General features: G+C 73.1%; 12 protein-coding genes. 6 read left to right on the forward strand and 6 right to left on the reverse strand.

Going from position 1 to position 16,745, the window contains the following annotated elements:
- Positions 1–68: 68 nt before the first annotated feature.
- The 5 genes from rplI to J4G33_RS04980 all read right to left on the reverse strand — a co-directional run bounded on the left by rplI (position 69) and on the right by J4G33_RS04980 (position 4,744).
- The gene (rplI, locus tag J4G33_RS04960) at positions 69–521 is read right to left on the reverse strand and encodes a 50S ribosomal protein L9 (protein ID WP_208054835.1); all 453 of its coding nucleotides are present in this window, start codon (positions 519–521) and stop codon (positions 69–71) included.
- A gap of 15 nt (positions 522–536) precedes the next feature.
- Positions 537–773, reverse strand: coding sequence for a 30S ribosomal protein S18 (rpsR, locus tag J4G33_RS04965; RefSeq protein ID WP_208054836.1), 237 nt, complete (start codon positions 771–773; stop codon positions 537–539).
- An 83-nt stretch (positions 774–856) separates the two neighbouring features.
- Positions 857–1,381 (reverse strand): single-stranded DNA-binding protein, encoded by a 525-nt coding sequence (locus tag J4G33_RS04970; RefSeq protein ID WP_208054837.1) that lies wholly within the window; start codon positions 1,379–1,381, stop codon positions 857–859.
- Positions 1,382–1,434: 53 nt separating this feature from the next.
- Complete coding sequence (rpsF, locus tag J4G33_RS04975) at positions 1,435–1,725, reverse strand: 30S ribosomal protein S6 (RefSeq protein ID WP_208054838.1); 291 nt, start codon at positions 1,723–1,725, stop codon at positions 1,435–1,437.
- 202 nt (positions 1,726–1,927) lie between these two features.
- Positions 1,928–4,744, reverse strand: coding sequence for a transglycosylase domain-containing protein (locus tag J4G33_RS04980; protein WP_208054839.1), 2,817 nt, complete (start codon positions 4,742–4,744; stop codon positions 1,928–1,930).
- 306 nt (positions 4,745–5,050) lie between these two features.
- Between J4G33_RS04980 and J4G33_RS04985 the strand changes: the two genes are divergently transcribed.
- The 3 genes from J4G33_RS04985 to J4G33_RS04995 all read left to right on the forward strand — a co-directional run bounded on the left by J4G33_RS04985 (position 5,051) and on the right by J4G33_RS04995 (position 8,278).
- Complete coding sequence (locus J4G33_RS04985) at positions 5,051–5,680, forward strand: PadR family transcriptional regulator (protein ID WP_208054840.1); 630 nt, start codon at positions 5,051–5,053, stop codon at positions 5,678–5,680.
- Between the two features lie 20 nt (positions 5,681–5,700).
- The gene (locus J4G33_RS04990; protein WP_208054841.1) at positions 5,701–6,792 is read left to right on the forward strand and encodes an inositol-3-phosphate synthase; all 1,092 of its coding nucleotides are present in this window, start codon (positions 5,701–5,703) and stop codon (positions 6,790–6,792) included.
- Between the two features lie 157 nt (positions 6,793–6,949).
- Positions 6,950–8,278, forward strand: a complete 1,329-nt coding sequence (locus J4G33_RS04995) for an MFS transporter (RefSeq protein WP_208054842.1) — start codon at positions 6,950–6,952, stop codon at positions 8,276–8,278.
- 43 nt (positions 8,279–8,321) lie between these two features.
- Here J4G33_RS04995 and J4G33_RS05000 read toward each other — a convergent pair whose 3' ends face one another.
- Positions 8,322–9,833 carry a CCA tRNA nucleotidyltransferase gene (locus J4G33_RS05000; protein WP_208054843.1) on the reverse strand — a complete coding sequence of 504 codons (1,512 nt, stop codon included), beginning with the start codon at positions 9,831–9,833 and terminating at the stop codon, positions 8,322–8,324.
- 91 nt (positions 9,834–9,924) lie between these two features.
- Here J4G33_RS05000 and J4G33_RS05005 point away from each other — a divergent pair, with 91 nt between their 5' ends.
- Genes J4G33_RS05005 through J4G33_RS05015 form a run of 3 tightly spaced genes read left to right on the forward strand, consistent with a single transcriptional unit; the run spans position 9,925 to position 16,594 of the window.
- Positions 9,925–10,476, forward strand: a complete 552-nt coding sequence (locus J4G33_RS05005; RefSeq protein ID WP_208054844.1) for an NUDIX hydrolase — start codon at positions 9,925–9,927, stop codon at positions 10,474–10,476.
- A complete protein-coding gene (locus J4G33_RS05010; protein ID WP_208054845.1) occupies positions 10,473–12,926 on the forward strand; it encodes a DUF6049 family protein in 2,454 nt (817 codons plus the stop codon). Before J4G33_RS05005 ends, J4G33_RS05010 begins: the two co-directional genes overlap by 4 nt.
- Positions 12,923–16,594, forward strand: coding sequence for a murein biosynthesis integral membrane protein MurJ (locus J4G33_RS05015; RefSeq protein WP_208054846.1), 3,672 nt, complete (start codon positions 12,923–12,925; stop codon positions 16,592–16,594). The genes J4G33_RS05010 and J4G33_RS05015 overlap by 4 nt, the downstream gene beginning before the upstream one ends.
- Positions 16,595–16,745: the final 151 nt, after the last annotated feature.

A 16,745-nucleotide genomic window follows, 5' to 3' on the forward strand; every position in this document is an offset into this window, starting at 1 on the left:
GTGGTGGGGGCCGGGCCTCGTCGGTGCTGCGTGACGCCGGGGCGTCAGGGTGCTGCGCGGGTCGAGGCTCAGGCCTCGGGGACCACGCGGACGTCGATCTGCGCCGAGACGTCCTCGTGCAGGCGGACCTGCACCTGGAACTCGCCGAGGGCCTTGATCGGCTGACCGATCTCGACCTTCCGCTTGTCGATCGAGGGACCGCCCTGGGCCGTGACGGCCTCGGCGATGTCGGTCGTGGTGACGGCGCCGAAGAGGCGGCCCGAGGCACCAGCCCGGACGGTGACCGTCACGGGCTTGGCCTGGAGCGAGTCACGCACGGCGCGCGCCTCGTCGAGGGTCGCGATCTCGCGGGCCTTGCGGGCCTTGCGGATCCCGGCGATCTGCTTCTCGGCGCCCTTGGACCACGGGGTCGCCAGGTTGCGCGGCAGGAGGAAGTTCCGGGCGTACCCGTCCTTCACCTCGACCACGTCACCGGGGGCACCGAGGCCGGTCACCTCATGGGTCAGGATGAGCTTTGCCATCTCGATCAGCCTTTCTCAGCGAGCCGAGCTCGAGTACGGCAGCAGGGCCATCTCACGGGCGTTCTTGACGGCCCGTGCGATCGCGCGCTGCTCCTGGACGGTGACACCGGTCACCCGGCGAGCGCGGATCTTGCCGCGGTCGGAGATGAACTTGCGCAGCAGCGCGGTGTCCTTGTAGTCGACCACGTCGATCTTGGCGGCCTTGAGAGGGTTCTGCTTCTTCTTGGGCTTACGGACGACGGGCTTCGCCATCGTGATGCTCCTTCGGTCTTCACCCCGCTCGCGTCGGTTCTCTCACCGTCGCGCCGCGGGACAGGTACGTGTCTGGGGTCAGATCAGAACGGGGGCTCGTCCGAGGACGCGCCACCCGCCGAGGGTCCCGGTGTGGCCCACGGGTCGTTGTCGAAGGACGACGACCCGCCCTGGCCACCCTGGCCGCCGTAGCCACCGCCACCGCCACCACCGCTGAACCCGCCACCGCCGCCGCCACCCGAGCGCTGGGCGCGGGTGACCTTGGCCGAGGCGTAACGCAGCGACGGGCCGACCTCGTCGACCTGGAGCTCGACGACGGTCCGCTTCTCGCCCTCGCGGGTCTCGTAGGACCGCTGGACGAGACGACCCTGGGCGACCACGCGCATGCCCTTGGTCAGGGACTCCGCGACGTTCTCGGCAGCCTCGCGCCAGATCGAGCAGCGCATGAACAGCGTGTCGCCGTCCTTCCACTCGTTGCTCTGACGGTCGAACTGCCGGGGGGTCGACGCGATCGTGAAGTTCGCGACCGCCGCACCCGACGGGGTGAAGCGCAGCTCGGGGTCTCCGGTCAGGTTCCCGACCACCGTGATGATGGTGTCACCAGCCATGCCAGCTCCTCGTGCTCGGATCGTGGGGGTGGATCAGTGCCGTGGGACGACGCTCAGTGGGCGTCGGGGCGCATGACCTTCGTGCGCACCACGGCCTCGTTGAGGCCGAGCTGCCGGTCGAGCTCCTTGGCGGTGGCCGGGGTGGCGGTGAAGTCGACCACCGCGTAGATGCCCTCGGCCTTCTTGTTGATCTCGTAGGCGAGGCGGCGACGGCCCCAGATGTCGACCTTGTCGACGGTCCCACCGGAGGTGGTGACCACCGAGAGGTACTTGTCGAGCGAAGGGGCGACGGTGCGCTCCTCGATCTCGGGGTCGAGGATGATCATCATCTCGTACTGACGCATGCGAGTACCCACCTCCTGTGGACTCAGCGGTCACGGTCTCTCCGTGACAGGAGGGTGTTGCGCGTCTGCTGCGCGGCCCGTGCGGTGATGGCACCGCCGTCTCCACGCAGCAACGGCGCAGTCTATCGGCTCAGACGGACCGCCACGACCACGGGGCCGGGGAGGGGTGGGCCTCCCCGGCCCCGTGGTCAGGGACGGTGGGTCAGGAGTTCGGGTTCGGCTCGGCCGGCGGGACGGGTTCCGGTTCTGGGTCCGGCTCCGGCTCCTCGGGGGCGGGCTCCGGCTCCGGCTCCGGCGACGGCCGCTCGACGACCTCCGGCGGCCCGCTCGAGACCACGATGCTGACGGTGCTGCCCGGCTCGGCCTCGCCACCGCTGGGGCTCGCGCTGATCACACGACCCTCCGCGACGGAGGTGCTCTCCTGCCGGGAGACCGACACCGAGAAGCCGGCGGCCTCGAGCCGCGCGACGGCGTCGGCCTCGGGCAGCCCGGTGACGTCCGGGACCTCCGCGGTGCTCGGACCCGTGGAGACCGAGATCGAGATCGCGCTGCCGGCCTGCGCCTCGCCCGTCGGGCTCTGCGAGATCACGGTGCCCGGGGCGGCCGCGTCGGCCACCTCGGTCCCGGCCACGGCGAAGCCGGCTCCCTCGAGGGCAGCCCGCGCCTCGTCCACGTGCATCCCGACCACGTTGGGGACGGGGACCATCGGGGGCACGTTGGGCTCGCCGACGTCGGCCCGCGGCGGGAACTGCAGCACCTCCATGCCGTCCATGGCCCGGGTCATGTAGCTCGTCCACAGGTTGATCGGGACCGAGCCACCGGTGATCTGGCTGTAGCCGCCGAACGGGGTGATGGTCTCGGCCGTCCTCCCGTCCTCGCTGACCTGGTACATCGCGACGGCGGTGGTCAGCTGGGGCGTGTAGCCCACGAACCAGGCCGAGCGGTTGTCGTTCGAGGTGCCGGTCTTGCCGGCCACGGGCCGCCCGAGCGCCTGGGCCGCGGTGCCGGACCCGCGCTGCACCACCTGCGTCATGGCGTACGTGGTGTCCGCCATGACCCCCTCCTCGAACACCCGCTCCGGGAGCTCGGCGCCCTCGTAGACCTGGCCGCCGTCGAGGTACTCGACCGTCTCGACGATGTACGGCTCGGTGCGGATGCCCTGGGCGGCGAAGGTGTTGTAGGCGTGGGCCATGTCGAGCGGGTGCGGGGAGGCCGTGCCGAGCACGTTGGCGGGCACCGGGTCCATGCCGCTCGCGTCCTCGGGCACGCCTGCCCGGACCGCGGCCTCGAGGGTCGCCTCCGGTCCGACCTCGACGTTCATCTGCGCGTACACGGAGTTGATCGAGTCGGCGGTCGCCCGGACCACGTCGACGTTGCCGAAGCTGCTGTCCCCGAAGTTGCGGACCCCCTCCTCACCGAAGCCCTCGACCCGCACCCGGTTGTTGCCGTCGTACCGCGAGGTCAGGGCGTTGCCCGCCTCGAGGTACGCCACCAGGGTGAAGGGCTTGAAGGTCGAGCCGGCCTGGGCCTCGTCCTGGGTCACGGCGTTGCGGGAGACCTCGAGGTAGTCCGGACCGCCGTACAGCGCACGGATGGCTCCGGTCTGCGGGTCCAGGGTCACCATCGCGGTGCGCAGGTTCTCGGGGGCGTCCTCGGGCAGCTCGGCCACGGAGTCGACGGCGGCCTGCTGCATGGCCGGGTCGATGCTCGTGGTGATCCGGTAGCCCCGCTGACGCAGCTCGTCCGAGCTGATCGAGGACCTGGTCGTCAGCTCGCTCTCGACCATCGAGAGCAGGTAGCCCTGCGGGCCGGCCATGGTGTCCGAGCGCGAGTACTCCACCACCTCGTCGATCGGGAAGGTCTCGGCGTCGCGCTCGGCCTGGGTGATGGCGCCGGTCTCGACCATGCCGTCCATGACGTAGTCCCAGCGCTGCTCGGCCCGCTCGGGGTTCACGTGCGGGTCCCAGTTGTTGGGCGAGGGGACGATCCCGGCGATCAGGGCGGCCTGGGCGCGGGTGAGGTCCGCCACCCCGACGCCGAAGTACGACTGCGCCGCGACCTCGATGCCGTAGGAGTCCCGGCCGAAGTAGATCGTGTTGAGGTAGTTCTCGAGGATCTCGTCCTTGTCCTGCTGCCGCGCGAGCTTGACGGCGAGCAGGGCCTCCTGGGCCTTGCCGCGGTAGTCGTCGACCGTGGTGCCGAAGTAGTAGCGCTCGGCGTACTGCTGGGTGATCGAGGACCCACCCTGGGTGGCCCCGCCCCGCACGTTGTTCCACACCGCACGGACCAGGCCCGTCGGGTTGATGCCCGGGTTCTCGTAGAAGGTGCGGTCCTCGGCCGCGACGATCGCCTCGCGCATGTGGTCGGGGATCTGCTCGCCGCTGACGAGCACGCGGTTCTGGACGCCGAAGGTGCCCATCTCGGTCGCGTCGTCGGCGTAGTAGACCGTCGTGGTCTGCGCCTCGGCGAAGTCGTCCGGCTGCGGCACCTCGGTCGAGGCGTAGGCCCACACCACGAAGCCGACCAGCAGCAGCACGAAGAAGAGGATGACCCCGAGCACGAGGCGCCACGAGGGCAGCCAGCGGCGGATCCCGGTCTTGCCCGCCCGCGGGTAGTCGATGAGACGACGGCGCGACCCCTTGCCGGCCCCTGCCGCCCCGCCCGAGCGTCCGCCGCCCGACCGTCCACCGCCCGAGCCGCCCCGACCCCCGCCCGAGCCGCGGCCGCCACGCCCGCCCGTGCCGCCCGAGGCCGCCGTCGTGCGCGTCGACGCACCTGTGGCCGTGCGCGCGCGAGCCGGGCCAGACCCGCCTGACCGTGCCGCTGCCGAGCCCGACGCGGCGGCGCCGGCCTGGGGGCTGGTGGGTGCCCACTGGGGCCGTCCGGCCGCCGGGGGCGTCCCCGGCCCGGTGCGCGCGGCGTTGCCGCCCTGCGCCCCGCTGATGACGCTGCGGCGCTGCGGCCCGGCGGGACCGCCTGTGCTCGCGGGTCCGTGGGGAGGGGGGTTGCCCGGTGCCACGCTGTGCCTTTCGACGACGGAAGTGCGGGGTCGCAGGGGGCGACCCTCGCCCAGGGTACGGATGCGGGGGGCCGACCGACGCCGGTCAGACCCGCCCCAGTATGCGGATCCGTCGGTGAAGGCCGTGTGCGTCACGGTGCAGGAACGGGGGAGATCGAGGCGTTGGTTGCGAGAGCCCGGATCGCGTCCTACTGTTCCGATGTATCAGTTCGATACATCGGGTCCGAAGGTACCGCCTGATCCCGATCATGACCATCGGCCGTGCGCAGGCACCTGGACCGAGCACGAGGAACGAGGAGGCCGAGGGTGCGAAGCCGTTCCGACGTCCTCGAGCTCGCCATCCTCGGCCTGCTCCACGAGGCGCCGATGCACGGGTACGAGCTTCGCAAGCGGCTCAACATGACCCTCGGCTCGTTCCGGGCGTTCTCCTACGGCTCGCTCTACCCCTGCCTCAAGAGCCTCGTGCAGCGCGGGCTCATCGTGGGCAGCTCGACCGTCGGCTCGCCTCCGCCGCACGCGCTGAGCGGCAAGCGGGCCCGGATCGTGTACGAGCTCACCGCTGACGGCAAGGAGCACCTCTCGGGGATCCTGGCCAGCTCCGGCCCGGCGGCGTGGGAGGACGAGCACTTCGACGTGCGGTTCACGCTCTTCGGCCAGACCGACGCCGAGACCCGGCTGCGGATCCTCGAAGGGCGCCGCACCCGGCTCACCGAGCGGCTCGAGCAGGTACGGCAGTCGGCCACCCGGACCCGTGAGCGTCTTGACGACTACACCCTCGAGCTGCAGCGTCACGGCCTCGAGCAGGTCGAGCGCGAGGTCCGCTGGCTCGACGGACTGATCGACGACGAGCGTGGCAACCGCCGCGCCGAGCACCGCGGGACCGGTCAGCCGACCGGTCCTGTCCCCGCCGACGACGCAGACGCGTCACGGCACTGAGAGAGATCTGAGGAGCGAGGATGAGTTCGATCCGCGTCGCCATCGTGGGCGTCGGCAACTGCGCCGCATCGCTGGTCCAGGGCGTCCACTTCTACGCGGACGCCGACCCGCAGAGCACGGTGCCAGGCCTGATGCACGTCCAGTTCGGCCAGTACCACATCTCTGACGTCGAGTTCGTCGCAGCCTTCGACGTCGACGCGAAGAAGGTCGGCTTCGACCTCTCCGAGGCCATCGGCGCCAGCGAGAACAACACCATCAAGATCGCCGACGTCCCGCCGCTCGGCGTGACCGTGCAGCGTGGCCCGACCCTCGACGGCATCGGCAAGTACTACGCCGAGACCATCGAGCAGTCCGACGCCGAGCCGGTCGACGTCGTCGCGGCCCTCAAGGAGGCCCAGGTCGACGTCCTGGTCTGCTACCTCCCCGTGGGCTCGGAGGACGCCGCCAAGTTCTACGCGCAGTGCGCGATCGACGCGGGTGTGGCCTTCGTCAACGCGCTGCCCGTGTTCATCGCCTCGGACCCCGAGTGGGCCAAGAAGTTCGAGGACGCCGGCGTCCCGATCGTCGGCGACGACATCAAGTCCCAGGTGGGCGCGACCATCACGCACCGCGTCATGGCCAAGCTCTTCGAGGACCGCGGCGTCGCGCTGGACCGCACGTACCAGCTGAACGTCGGCGGCAACATGGACTTCAAGAACATGCTCGAGCGGGACCGTCTGCAGTCCAAGAAGATCTCCAAGACGCAGTCGGTGACCTCGAACCTCGAGGGCTCGCTCGCAGGCAAGACCGAGGACCGCAACGTCCACATCGGCCCGTCGGACTACGTCCAGTGGCTCGACGACCGCAAGTGGGCCTACGTCCGCCTCGAGGGCCGCGCCTTCGGCGAGGTCCCCCTGAACCTCGAGTACAAGCTCGAGGTCTGGGACTCGCCCAACTCGGCCGGCATCATCATCGACGCCCTGCGCGCCGCGAAGATCGCCAAGGACCGCGGCATCGGCGGGCCCATCCTGTCCGCGTCGACGTACTTCATGAAGTCCCCCCCGGTCCAGATGGAGGACTCGAAGGGCCGTCGCCAGCTCGAGGCGTTCATCGCCGGGGACGCCGAGCGCTAGTCCCCCCAGCAGTGCACGACGAAGGCCCCGGGCGCACGCCACCCGGGGCCTTCGCCATACCCAGCCCTCGTCCCCTCCAGCCCCTCCGCCGCGGGCGGCACCCGGCCGCGGCACCGGCCGAGGTGACCGGCGGATAGCCTGCGGGGGTGAGTGCGTCGTGAGCGTCCTGGGTGACCTGCGGGTCGTCGCGGTCCATCGGGACTTCCGCAAGCTGTTCGCGGTGCGGCTCGTCTCGCAGTGCGGGGACGGCATGTTCCAGATCGGGCTCGCGACCCTGTTCTTCTTCTCCCCCGAGCGGATGGCCACGGCCTCCGACGTCGCGATCGCCTTCGCGGTCCTGCTGCTGCCCTTCACGATCGTCGGTCCCTTCGCCGGGCCGTTGCTGGACCGGTGGCGGCGCCGTCAGGTGCTGCTGCTGGGGAACGCCCTGCGGGTGGTGCTCGCGCTGAGCCTCGCGTGGCTGCTCGTGACGGTGGGCGTCGGACCCGCCGTGTACGTGCTGGCCCTGGTGACCCTCGGCGTGAACCGCTTCCTCCTGGCTGCCCTCTCGGCGAGCCTGCCGCGCGTCGTCCCGCGCGAGCAGCTGCTCATCGCCAATGCCCTGACCCCGACCCTGGGCGCCGTCTCAGCGGTGGTGGGCGCAGGGCTCGGCCTCCTCATCGGGTGGCTCGTCCCGTCGGGGGGCGGCGAGGACGGCGCGGTCCTGGTCGCCGCGGCGCTGCTCTTCGGCGGGGCCTCGGCCCTCGCCCTGCGCCTCGGTCGGGACCAGCTCGGACCGGTCGGCCGGGCCGCGCCGCTGGCGAGCGAGCTGCGCGCCACCGTCACCGACCTGGTCGACGGCGCCCGCTACCTCGTCCGGCGCCGCACCCCCGGGCTGGGTCTCGGGGTCATGGCCGTGCACCGCTTCCTCTACGGCGCGAACTTCATCGCGCTGATCCTCATCTCCCGCAACCTGCTCGCGGACCCGGCCGACGCCGACGCAGGGCTGGCGATGTTCGGGCTCCTCACCGGGATCTCCTTCGCCGGGAACGGCCTCGCGATCCTGCTGACCCCTGTGGCCCACGAGCGGATGACCCCGGCGACGTGGATCCTCGTGTGCCTGAGCCTGGGGGCGGTGAGCCAGGTGGTGCTCACCACCACCCCGACCTTCGGCGTGGTCGCTGCGAGCGCGGTGCTGCTGGGCCTCGCGGTGCAGGGGGCCAAGATCGCGGTGGACACGATCGTCCAGCGCGACACCCACGACGACTACCGGGGCCGCGCCTTCTCCCTGTACGACATGCTCTACAACGCGGCCTTCGTCGCGGCCGCTGCCCTCGCAGCGGTGGCGCTGCCGGACACGGGCTGGTCACGGGGGGTGTTCGCCGGGATCGCCGTGGCCTACGTGCTCGCGGCCGTGGGCTACCGCGTGGGCACGGTCCGCTCGGGGGCCGCGGCGGGGACCTTCACCCCGGAGCCCGAGCCCGACGACGGCGCCCGCTCGCGCTGAGCCTCGCCGTCACCGCGGGCCGGGCGCGCGCACCCGATGGCCCTCAGCCCTGCTGCTCGGCCCACCAGGCGCGCAGGTCGGCCTCGGCCTCCTCGGGGGTCCGCGGCCCGAGCTCCATGCGCAGCTCGAGCAGGTGCTTGTACGCCTGCCCGACCAGAGGCCCAGGGCTCAGGCCGAGGATCTCCATGATCTGCTGACCGTCGAGGTCGGGGCGGATCGCGGCGAGGGACTCCTTCTCACGGAGCTCGGCGATGCGGTGCTCGAGGTCGTCGTAGGCGAAGGACAGGCGATCGGCCTTGCGCCGGTTGCGGGTGGTGCAGTCCGAGCGGGTCAGCCGGTGCAGGCGCTCGAGGTGAGGCCCGGCGTCGGTGACGTAGCGGCGCACGGCCGAGTCGGTCCAGGCCCCGTCGCCGTAGCCGTGGAAGCGCAGGTGCAGCTCGGTGAGCCGGGCGACGGCCTGGACCGTCTCCTTGTCGAAGCGCAGGGCCTTGAGCCGGCGGGCGGCCATCTTGGCGCCGACCACCTCGTGGTGGTGGAAGCTCACGCCGCCACCGGGCTCGAAGCGTCGGGTCGGGGGCTTGCCGATGTCGTGCAGCAGGGCAGCCAGGCGCAGCACCAGGTCGGGGCCGGGCACGGGGCCGGTGGGCTGCTCGTGGGTGCCGGTCTCGAGGTCGATGGCCTGGGCCAGGACGGTGAGCGAGTGCTGGTAGACGTCCTTGTGCCGGTGGTGCTCGTCGATCTCGAGCCGCAGGGCCGGCAGCTCGGGCAGCACGTGCTCGGCGAGGCCCGTCTGGACCAGCACCTCGAGCCCGGGGCGCGGGTCGGTCGCGAGCATCAGCTTGACCAGCTCGTCACGCACCCGCTCGGCCGAGACGATCTCGATCCGCGCGGCCATGGCCTCGACGGCGGCGCGCACGTCCGGCGTGAGGTCGAACCCGAGCTGGGCGGCGAACCGGGCGGCGCGCATCATCCGCAGCGGGTCGTCGTCGAAGGACTGCTCGGCGGTGACGGGGGTGCGCAGGCGGCGCCCGGCGAGGTCCGCGAGCCCGTCGAACGGGTCGACGAAGGTCAGCGAGGGCAGCCGCACGGCCATGGCGTTGACGGTGAAGTCCCGCCGCGAGAGGTCGCCCTCGAGGGTGTCCCCGAAGACGACGTCGGGCTTGCGGGAGCCGGCCTCGTAGGCGTCGGTGCGGTAGGTCGTGACCTCGACGACGACGTCGGGCCTCGGCTCCGCCCCGGGGCCGGCCGGTCGGGCGTGACGGCGGGCGCCGATCGTGCCGAAGGCCTTGCCGATGTCCCAGTGGGCGTCGCCCCAGCGCGCGAGGAGCTGCTCGGTCTGGTCCGGGGAGGCCGAGGTCGCGAAGTCGAGGTCGGCGCTGACGCGTCCGAGGAAGGCATCGCGCACGGGCCCGCCGACGAGGGCGAGCTCGTGCCCCGCTGCCGCGAAGACCTCGCCGAGCTCGAGGGCTGCGGGGGCCAGGTCGGCGAGGACCTGCAGGGCACGACGCTGCAGCGTGAGCAGGTCGGAACCCGGGGAGGACGAGGAGGTGGACACGACCACGAGCCTGCCAGACACCCCGCCTCCGGCCCCACCCGAGAACCCCGCGCGGTGAGGAGGGCGCAGTGGCGGTCGTTACAGTGTCGGCATGTCCAGCGCCGCTCCTCGTCCCAGGCCGGGCCCCGTGCCCTCGCCGCCGGGTGGGCACGCGCTGCGCATCGACCCTCAGGGCTCCCGGCGCCCGAGCGCCCGCGCCCTGCCCGTGGTCGAGGAGACCTCCGCCGGCGGCCTGGTCATCGAGCACGCGCGCGGGCTGCCCCATGCCGCGGTGATCGCTCGCCGCAACCGTGCGGGTCGCCTCGAGTGGTGCCTGCCCAAGGGGCACCTCGAGGGTCCGGAGACCCCCGAGCAGGCAGCCGTCCGGGAGATCGCCGAGGAGACCGGCATCCACGGCGAGGTGGTCCAGGCCCTCGGGACGATCGACTACTGGTTCACCGGGGACGACCGGCGCGTGCACAAGGTGGTGCACCACTTCCTGCTCGACGCCCAGGGCGGCGAGCTCACGGTCGAGGGAGACCCCGACGGCGAGGCCGAGGACGTGGCGTGGATCGCGATCCTTGACCTGCCCGACAGGCTGGCCTACCCCAACGAGCGCCGACTGGCCATCGCCGCCTCCGCGGTGCTCTCCCGTCGCGCATGAGAGCACCTGCGGGTCGCTCCCGCCGGGCTGCCGTCCTGGCGGGCCTCGCGCTGACCTCGGCCCTGACCCTGGGGCCCCTCGCCGCCGTCGCCGTGCTCACCGCGGGGCCCGCGGCAGCGGGCACCTCGGGCACGCCGGGCAGCGCGGGCACCCCGAGCACCCTGCCGGCCACGGTCGAGGGTGGCGGCCTCCCGGTCTCGGTGACGGTCGACGCCATCACCCCCCAGGTCCTCACCCCTGGCGAGGACCTGCGCCTGCGGGTGACCCTGGACAACCTCGGCGGCACCACGGTCGCCGAGCCCCGCGTCCTGGTCCGCCTCGACCCCCGCTCCTTCATCTCGCGCACCTCCCTGGACCGCTGGCGCACGGCCGGCTCCGAGGACTCCCTGGGCACCGTCGTGCTCCAGGTGGACCTCGAGGCACCGCTGCGGGCCGGGTCGAGCACCTCCCAGACCCTCACGGTCCCCGCCGACTCCCACGGTCTCAGCCCGAGCGCGACCGCGTGGGGCGCCCGGGGCGTCTCGGTCCAGGTCGTCGACGTCGACGACGCGGCCCGGCGCACCCAGGGCGTGACCCGCACCTTCGCGCTGTGGTTCCCCGTCGAGGAGGTGACGGCGACCCGGGTCAGCGTGCTGGTCCCCGTCGTCGGCCCTGCACCGGACCAGAGCGAGGAGGGCTGGACGGACGAGCTCGACGAGCTCACGGCCCCCGACGGGCGTCTCACCGCCCTGCTCAAGGCCACCGGTGAGCACCGCCAGGTGACCTGGGCCGTCGACCCCTGGCTGGTGGACGCGGCGTCGGGGGCGCTCGGCGGCACGAGCGCCCAGGACCCGAGCCTCGGCGAGGACGGGGGCACGGCCGACCAGGACCTGGACGGCGCGACCAGCACCGCAGCACCCGAGGACCCCGAGGCCGGGGGCGCAGGGACCGAGGAGACCGAGCAGGGTTCCTCGAACGGCGCCACCACCGACCCCGACGACGCGGAGGCCGGTCCCGAGGAGGGCGGTGACGTCCCCTCGACCACGGCCGAGGCCTGGGCGGCGGACCTCGTCGAGGACACCACCAACCGTGACGTGCAGCTGCTGCCCTACACGGACCTCGACCTCGCGGCCCTCGCACACACCCAGGACGAGGACCTCCTGGATCTGGGCGTGGCGCGCTCCCAGTCCCGCGCGGTCGACGGCCCGCTGCCCGACGGCGCGGCGTCCTCCGTGGCCTGGCCCCTCGAGGAGTCCCCCGACCTGACGACCGCAGCGCTGGTCGCGGACCGTGGCGCCCTCGTCGTCGGCCCCGGGACGCTGCCCGCGCCGGCCGTCCTGACCTACACCCCCACGGGCCGGACCACGGTCACGACCGCGAACGGCGACGCGACGGTGCTGGTCCCCGACGAGCGCCTCTCGACGGCCCTGCGCACGGGCGGCATGGCCCTGCCCCTGCCCACCGCGGACCCCGCGAGCACCGAGGGCGGGGTCGAGGCCGGCGCGCTCGACCTCAGCCCCGCCGAGAACCTCGAGCTCGCGACGCTCTCGCCGGCCGAGGCGGCGCAGGACCTCCTCGCCGAGCTCGCGGTCATCACCCGCGAGCGGCCCAGCGACGGCCGGCACATGCTGCTGACCGTCCCCCGGGACTGGGATCCCGACCCCGCCGTGGCCTCGGCCCAGCTCGAGGCCCTCGAGACGGCGCCGTGGGTCGAGACCTCGCCGATCTCGGCCCTGGTCGGGGCCCCGGACCCCGGGCTGGACCGCGGCTCGCTGCCCCTGGACCTCGAGTCCGGCGCCGAGGTCGCCGCGAGCGAGCTCGCTCGGGTGCGGGCGGCCATCGAGGAGCGCGAGGCGATCTCGACGATGCTCGAGGACCCCGAGTCGGTCCTCGGCGACCCCGAGCTCGAGCTGCTGAGCGCGGCCTCGGCGGCATGGCGCTCGGACCCTGAGGGGCGCCAGGCCTCGATCGCGGGGGTCGAGGCGGTCACCGCGACGCTCCGCAGCGCCGTGGCGGTGGTCCCGGGCGGTGACGTCAACCTCATCTCGACCTCGGGGGAGCTGCCGATCCGGGTGGCCAACACCCTCGACCAGGCCGTCGAGGTGCGGATCGGGCTACGCCCTGGCGACTCCCGCCTGCGCTCCGACGACGACGTCGACGTCACCATCGCCGCCGACAGCGAGGTCACGGTCGCGATCCCGGTGCACGGCATCCAGAGTGCCGACGTGACGGCCGCTGTCGAGGTCCGCACCCCCGAGGGGGTCGTGGTCGACGACAGCACCGTGCTCACGGTCCGCGTGCGGGCCGAGTGGGAGAGCATCGGCACGGCGATCATCGGCGCCCTGCTGGCTGTCGGCGTCGTGATCGGCGTGATCCGGACCGTGCGCCGCGGGCGCCGCACCGGCACGCGCGCCGAGCCCCGTGCCGACTCGGGTCCGGACGACCTCTCCCCCGAGGAGCACCAGGCATGAGCCCGGGCGGGGCTGGCCTCGGCCGCAGCACCGCGGTCATGGCGGCGGGCACCGCGACCTCCCGGGTGCTGGGGCTGGTGCGCGGAGCGGTCCTCGCCGGGGCCATCGGCCTCAACATCGGGGCGGCGAACGCCTTCGCGGTCGCGAACTGGCTGCCCAACATGATCTACATGCTGCTCGCGGGCGGCGTCCTCAACGCGGTGCTCGTGCCGCAGGTGGTCAAGGCCTACAAGAGCGACCAGGGCCAGGAGTTCGTCGACCGGCTGCTCACCCTGGCCGCCGCCATCCTGCTGGGCGTCGCGGTCACCGTGACCATCGCCGCCCCGCTCGTGATCCGGGTGGCCACGAACTCGAGCGACCCCGAGTTCGTCTCCCTCGCGACGACCTTCGCGGTCTGGTGCCTGCCGCAGATCTTCTTCTACGGCGTCTACACGCTGCTCGGCCAGGTGCTCAACGCCCGCGGCAGCTTCGGCCCGTTCATGTGGGCCCCGGTGGCCAACAACGTCGTGGCCATCGCCGGTCTCGCCGTGTTCATCGCGGTGTTCGGCAGCTACGACCCCGACGCGCCGGCAAACCTCTCGGGGTGGGACACCTCGAGGGTGGCGCTGCTCGCGGGGACCGCGACCCTCGGCGTGATCGTGCAGGCGACGGTGCTCGTGGTCCCGCTGTGGCGCAGCGGCTTCCGCTACCGCCCCCGCTTCGCCTGGCGCGGCACGGGCCTGTCGAGCGCGGGCCGCGTGGCCGGATGGACCTTCGCGGCCCTCGCCGTCGGCCAGCTCGGCATCCTCACGGTCACCCGGATCACCTCGTCGGCGAGCACGGCCGGGGACGGCGGCCTCGAGATCGCCGGGAACAACGCGTACAACTACGCCTTCCTCGTCTTCATGCTGCCGCACTCGCTGGTCACGGTCTCCCTCCTGACGGCGCTCTTCACGCGGCTCTCGGGCCACGCCGTCGCCCAGGACGTCGAGGCGGTCCGCCGCGACACCTCCTACGGGATGCGCACCATCGGGGTCTTCACGATCTTCGCGACGGCGGTGCTCGCGGTCCTGGCCCTGCCGGTCGCCCGCCTCGTCGCACCGTCGGTCACCGCGACGGAGGTCGCGGCCCTGGCCCCGGTGATCGTGGCCCTGGTCGCGGGGCTGGTGGCCCTGGGCATCTGGTCCCTCGTGCAGCGCGTGCACTACGCCTACGAGGACGCCCGCTCGCTGTTCTGGCTGCAGCTGCCGATGTCCGTGCTGGTCGCCGCGGGCACCTTCGCGGGGTCCCTGCTGCTCGCCCCCGAGCGGTGGACCCTCGCCGCGGGGGCCTCGATCGCGGCCTCGTACGTGCTCGGGGCGGTGCGGGGGGTGCTCGCGGTCCGCCGCCGGCTGGGGGGCTCCGGGCGACGGGTGCTGCAGCTGCACGTGCGCGCCGGGCTGGCGGCGCTCGTCTCGGCCGCGGTGGGCTGGCCCGTGAGCCTGCTCTTCGGGGACCTCTCGCGGGCTGGCTTCGGCCTGGCGGCCGTGGTGTGCGTGGTGGTGGGGCTGGTGATGCTCGGTGCGTACCTCGGGATGCTGCGGGTGCTGCGGGTACGCGAGGTCGCGGACCTGCTGGCTCCTGCGATGGCCCGCGTGGCACGTAGCATGGGCAGGCCCGGACCCGGGGACGACGACCGTCGCGACCAGGGAGCGGGCCAGAGCCTGCGCGGAGGTGATCGTCTGGACGGCGTGGTGATCGGGCACGGCACCTTGCTGGCTGGGCGCTACCGCCTCGACCAGCCGGTGCCCAGCGACCTGCCCGGCGTCGAGGCGTGGAGCGCGCAGGACCAGATCCTCGACCGTCCGGTGCGCGCCATGGTGCTGCGCGAGGGACGGATCGTCGAGGCCCAGGACGCCGCCCGCCGGGCCGCGCTGGTGACCGACCCGCGCCTGCTGAGAGTGCTCGACGTGGGCGACCACGAGGGTGTGCCCTACACCGTCACCGAGCGTGTCGAGGGTCGGGACCTGGGCGAGCTCACCCAGCACGGCCCGATCCCCGGAGACCAGGCCCGGGCGATCATCGGCGAGGCTGCCGTGGCCCTCGAGGTCGCGCGACGCCGCGGGGTGCACCACCTGGCCCTGCGCCCCTCGAGCGTGCGGGTGACCGAGGACGGTCGCGTGGTCGTCACGGGCCTCGGGATCGACGGCGAGGTCATGGGCCGAGGCATCGGTGACGCCCGCTCGACCACCCGGGCGGACACGGTCGGCCTCGTGGCCCTGCTCTACCTGGCCCTGACCGGTCGCTGGCCCGCCCCGCACGGCGGCACCGGCCCGGCGCAGGTCACGGCCGCCCCCGTCGTCGGCGGCAGCCCCGTCGCCCCCGCCGAGCTGTCCCCGGGCGTCCCGAACGACCTCGACACCCTGTGCTCGGTGACCCTCGGCCCGCACGACGACGGCCCGCACAGCCCCGGTGAGCTCGTGCGTGAGCTCGAGCCCTGGGACCAGGTCGCGGCCGCCGAGCTGCTCCGTCGCCTGGACGCCGCGGGCCCGCCGACCAGCGTGATGCCCGCTGTCGCCCCCCTCGCCGTCATCCGGCCGACCCCCGCCGCCTCCTCGGAGGTGGTGGCGGAGAGCCCGCCCGAGCCCTCCGTCGGGCCGGGCGGTGAGGACGCTGCCGTCGACGACGGTGCCGATGACGACAGCGAGGATGCGGGCGGCGCCGACGACGCGACCCCGTCCGCCGGTGTCGAGGTGGTCAGCGCGAGCACGGCCTCGGTGGTCGCGCGGCAGTCCGTCCGCAGCGCCGTGGTCGGTCAGGCTCCCCCGGCTCCTCCCGGGACCCCCCCGCCGGCCGTGCCTCCCGTCGGGCCGGCGCGTGCGTCGCGTCCCGCCGCCCAGTCCGCGTCCAACCCCACTGCCCAGCCCGTCCACGGCCGTGCGCCCGCCTCGGGAAGCCCGGCGCGCTCGTCGGCTGCCCCCTCTCCTGCGCCGGACCGGCAGGACTTCGACTCCCTGATCGGACGGTCTCCTGCCGTGCTGACCCGCCGCCGCTTCGACCCCACCCCGTTCGTCCTGGTCCTCATCGCCCTCGTCGTGGTGGTCGGCGTGGTCATGGCCTACAACCGGCTGACGGCCCCCCTGCCCCCGATCGGCGGCTCGGACGGCTTCGGCGACGTCCAGGCCGAGGAGACCGAGGAGGGCGAGGCGCCCCCCGAGGAGGACGGCGGTGAGGGCGAGGGCGAGGCTCCCGTCGAGGAGGAGGAGGCCCCGGAGGTCGCCGCCCCCGTAATCGCCTCGGCGCAGCAGATCGACCCGCCCCCGGACGGCGACAACAACGAGCACCCCGAGGCCGTGGACCGCGCGATCGACGGGGACCCGACCACCTTCTGGTTCACCCGGACCTACGTGTCCCCCACCTACGGCTTGAAGGACGGGGTCGGCTTCGCCGTGACCCTCGAGGAGCCCGCGCTGGTCAGCGCCGTGAACCTCGCCTTCAACGGCGCGGGCGGGCGGGTCGAGGTCCGTGCGACCGATCCGAGCACGCCGACCGAGGGACCCGTGCTCGTCGAGAGCCCGCTGGGCCCTGACATGGTGCTGCAGCTGCCCGAGCCGACCCAGGCCGAGCACATCGTGCTCTGGTTCCCCGAGCTCCCGCAGACCCCGGACGGGCTCAACCGCGTCGAGCTCTACGAGATCTCGCTCTCCTGACGCGGGGCACCGGCGACCGGGTGGACCGGCCGAGGTGAACACGCGCTGAACTCGCTGAGGACCGCCGGTGGCAGGAACACGGGAGCCCTAGGATCTGTTGACGTGGTCGCAGGCGAACCTCCTGCGGCAGATCCACGACAGACAGAGGGAT

Source organism: Actinotalea soli, assembly GCF_017565425.1.
GTDB lineage: Bacteria > Actinomycetota > Actinomycetes > Actinomycetales > Cellulomonadaceae > Actinotalea > Actinotalea soli.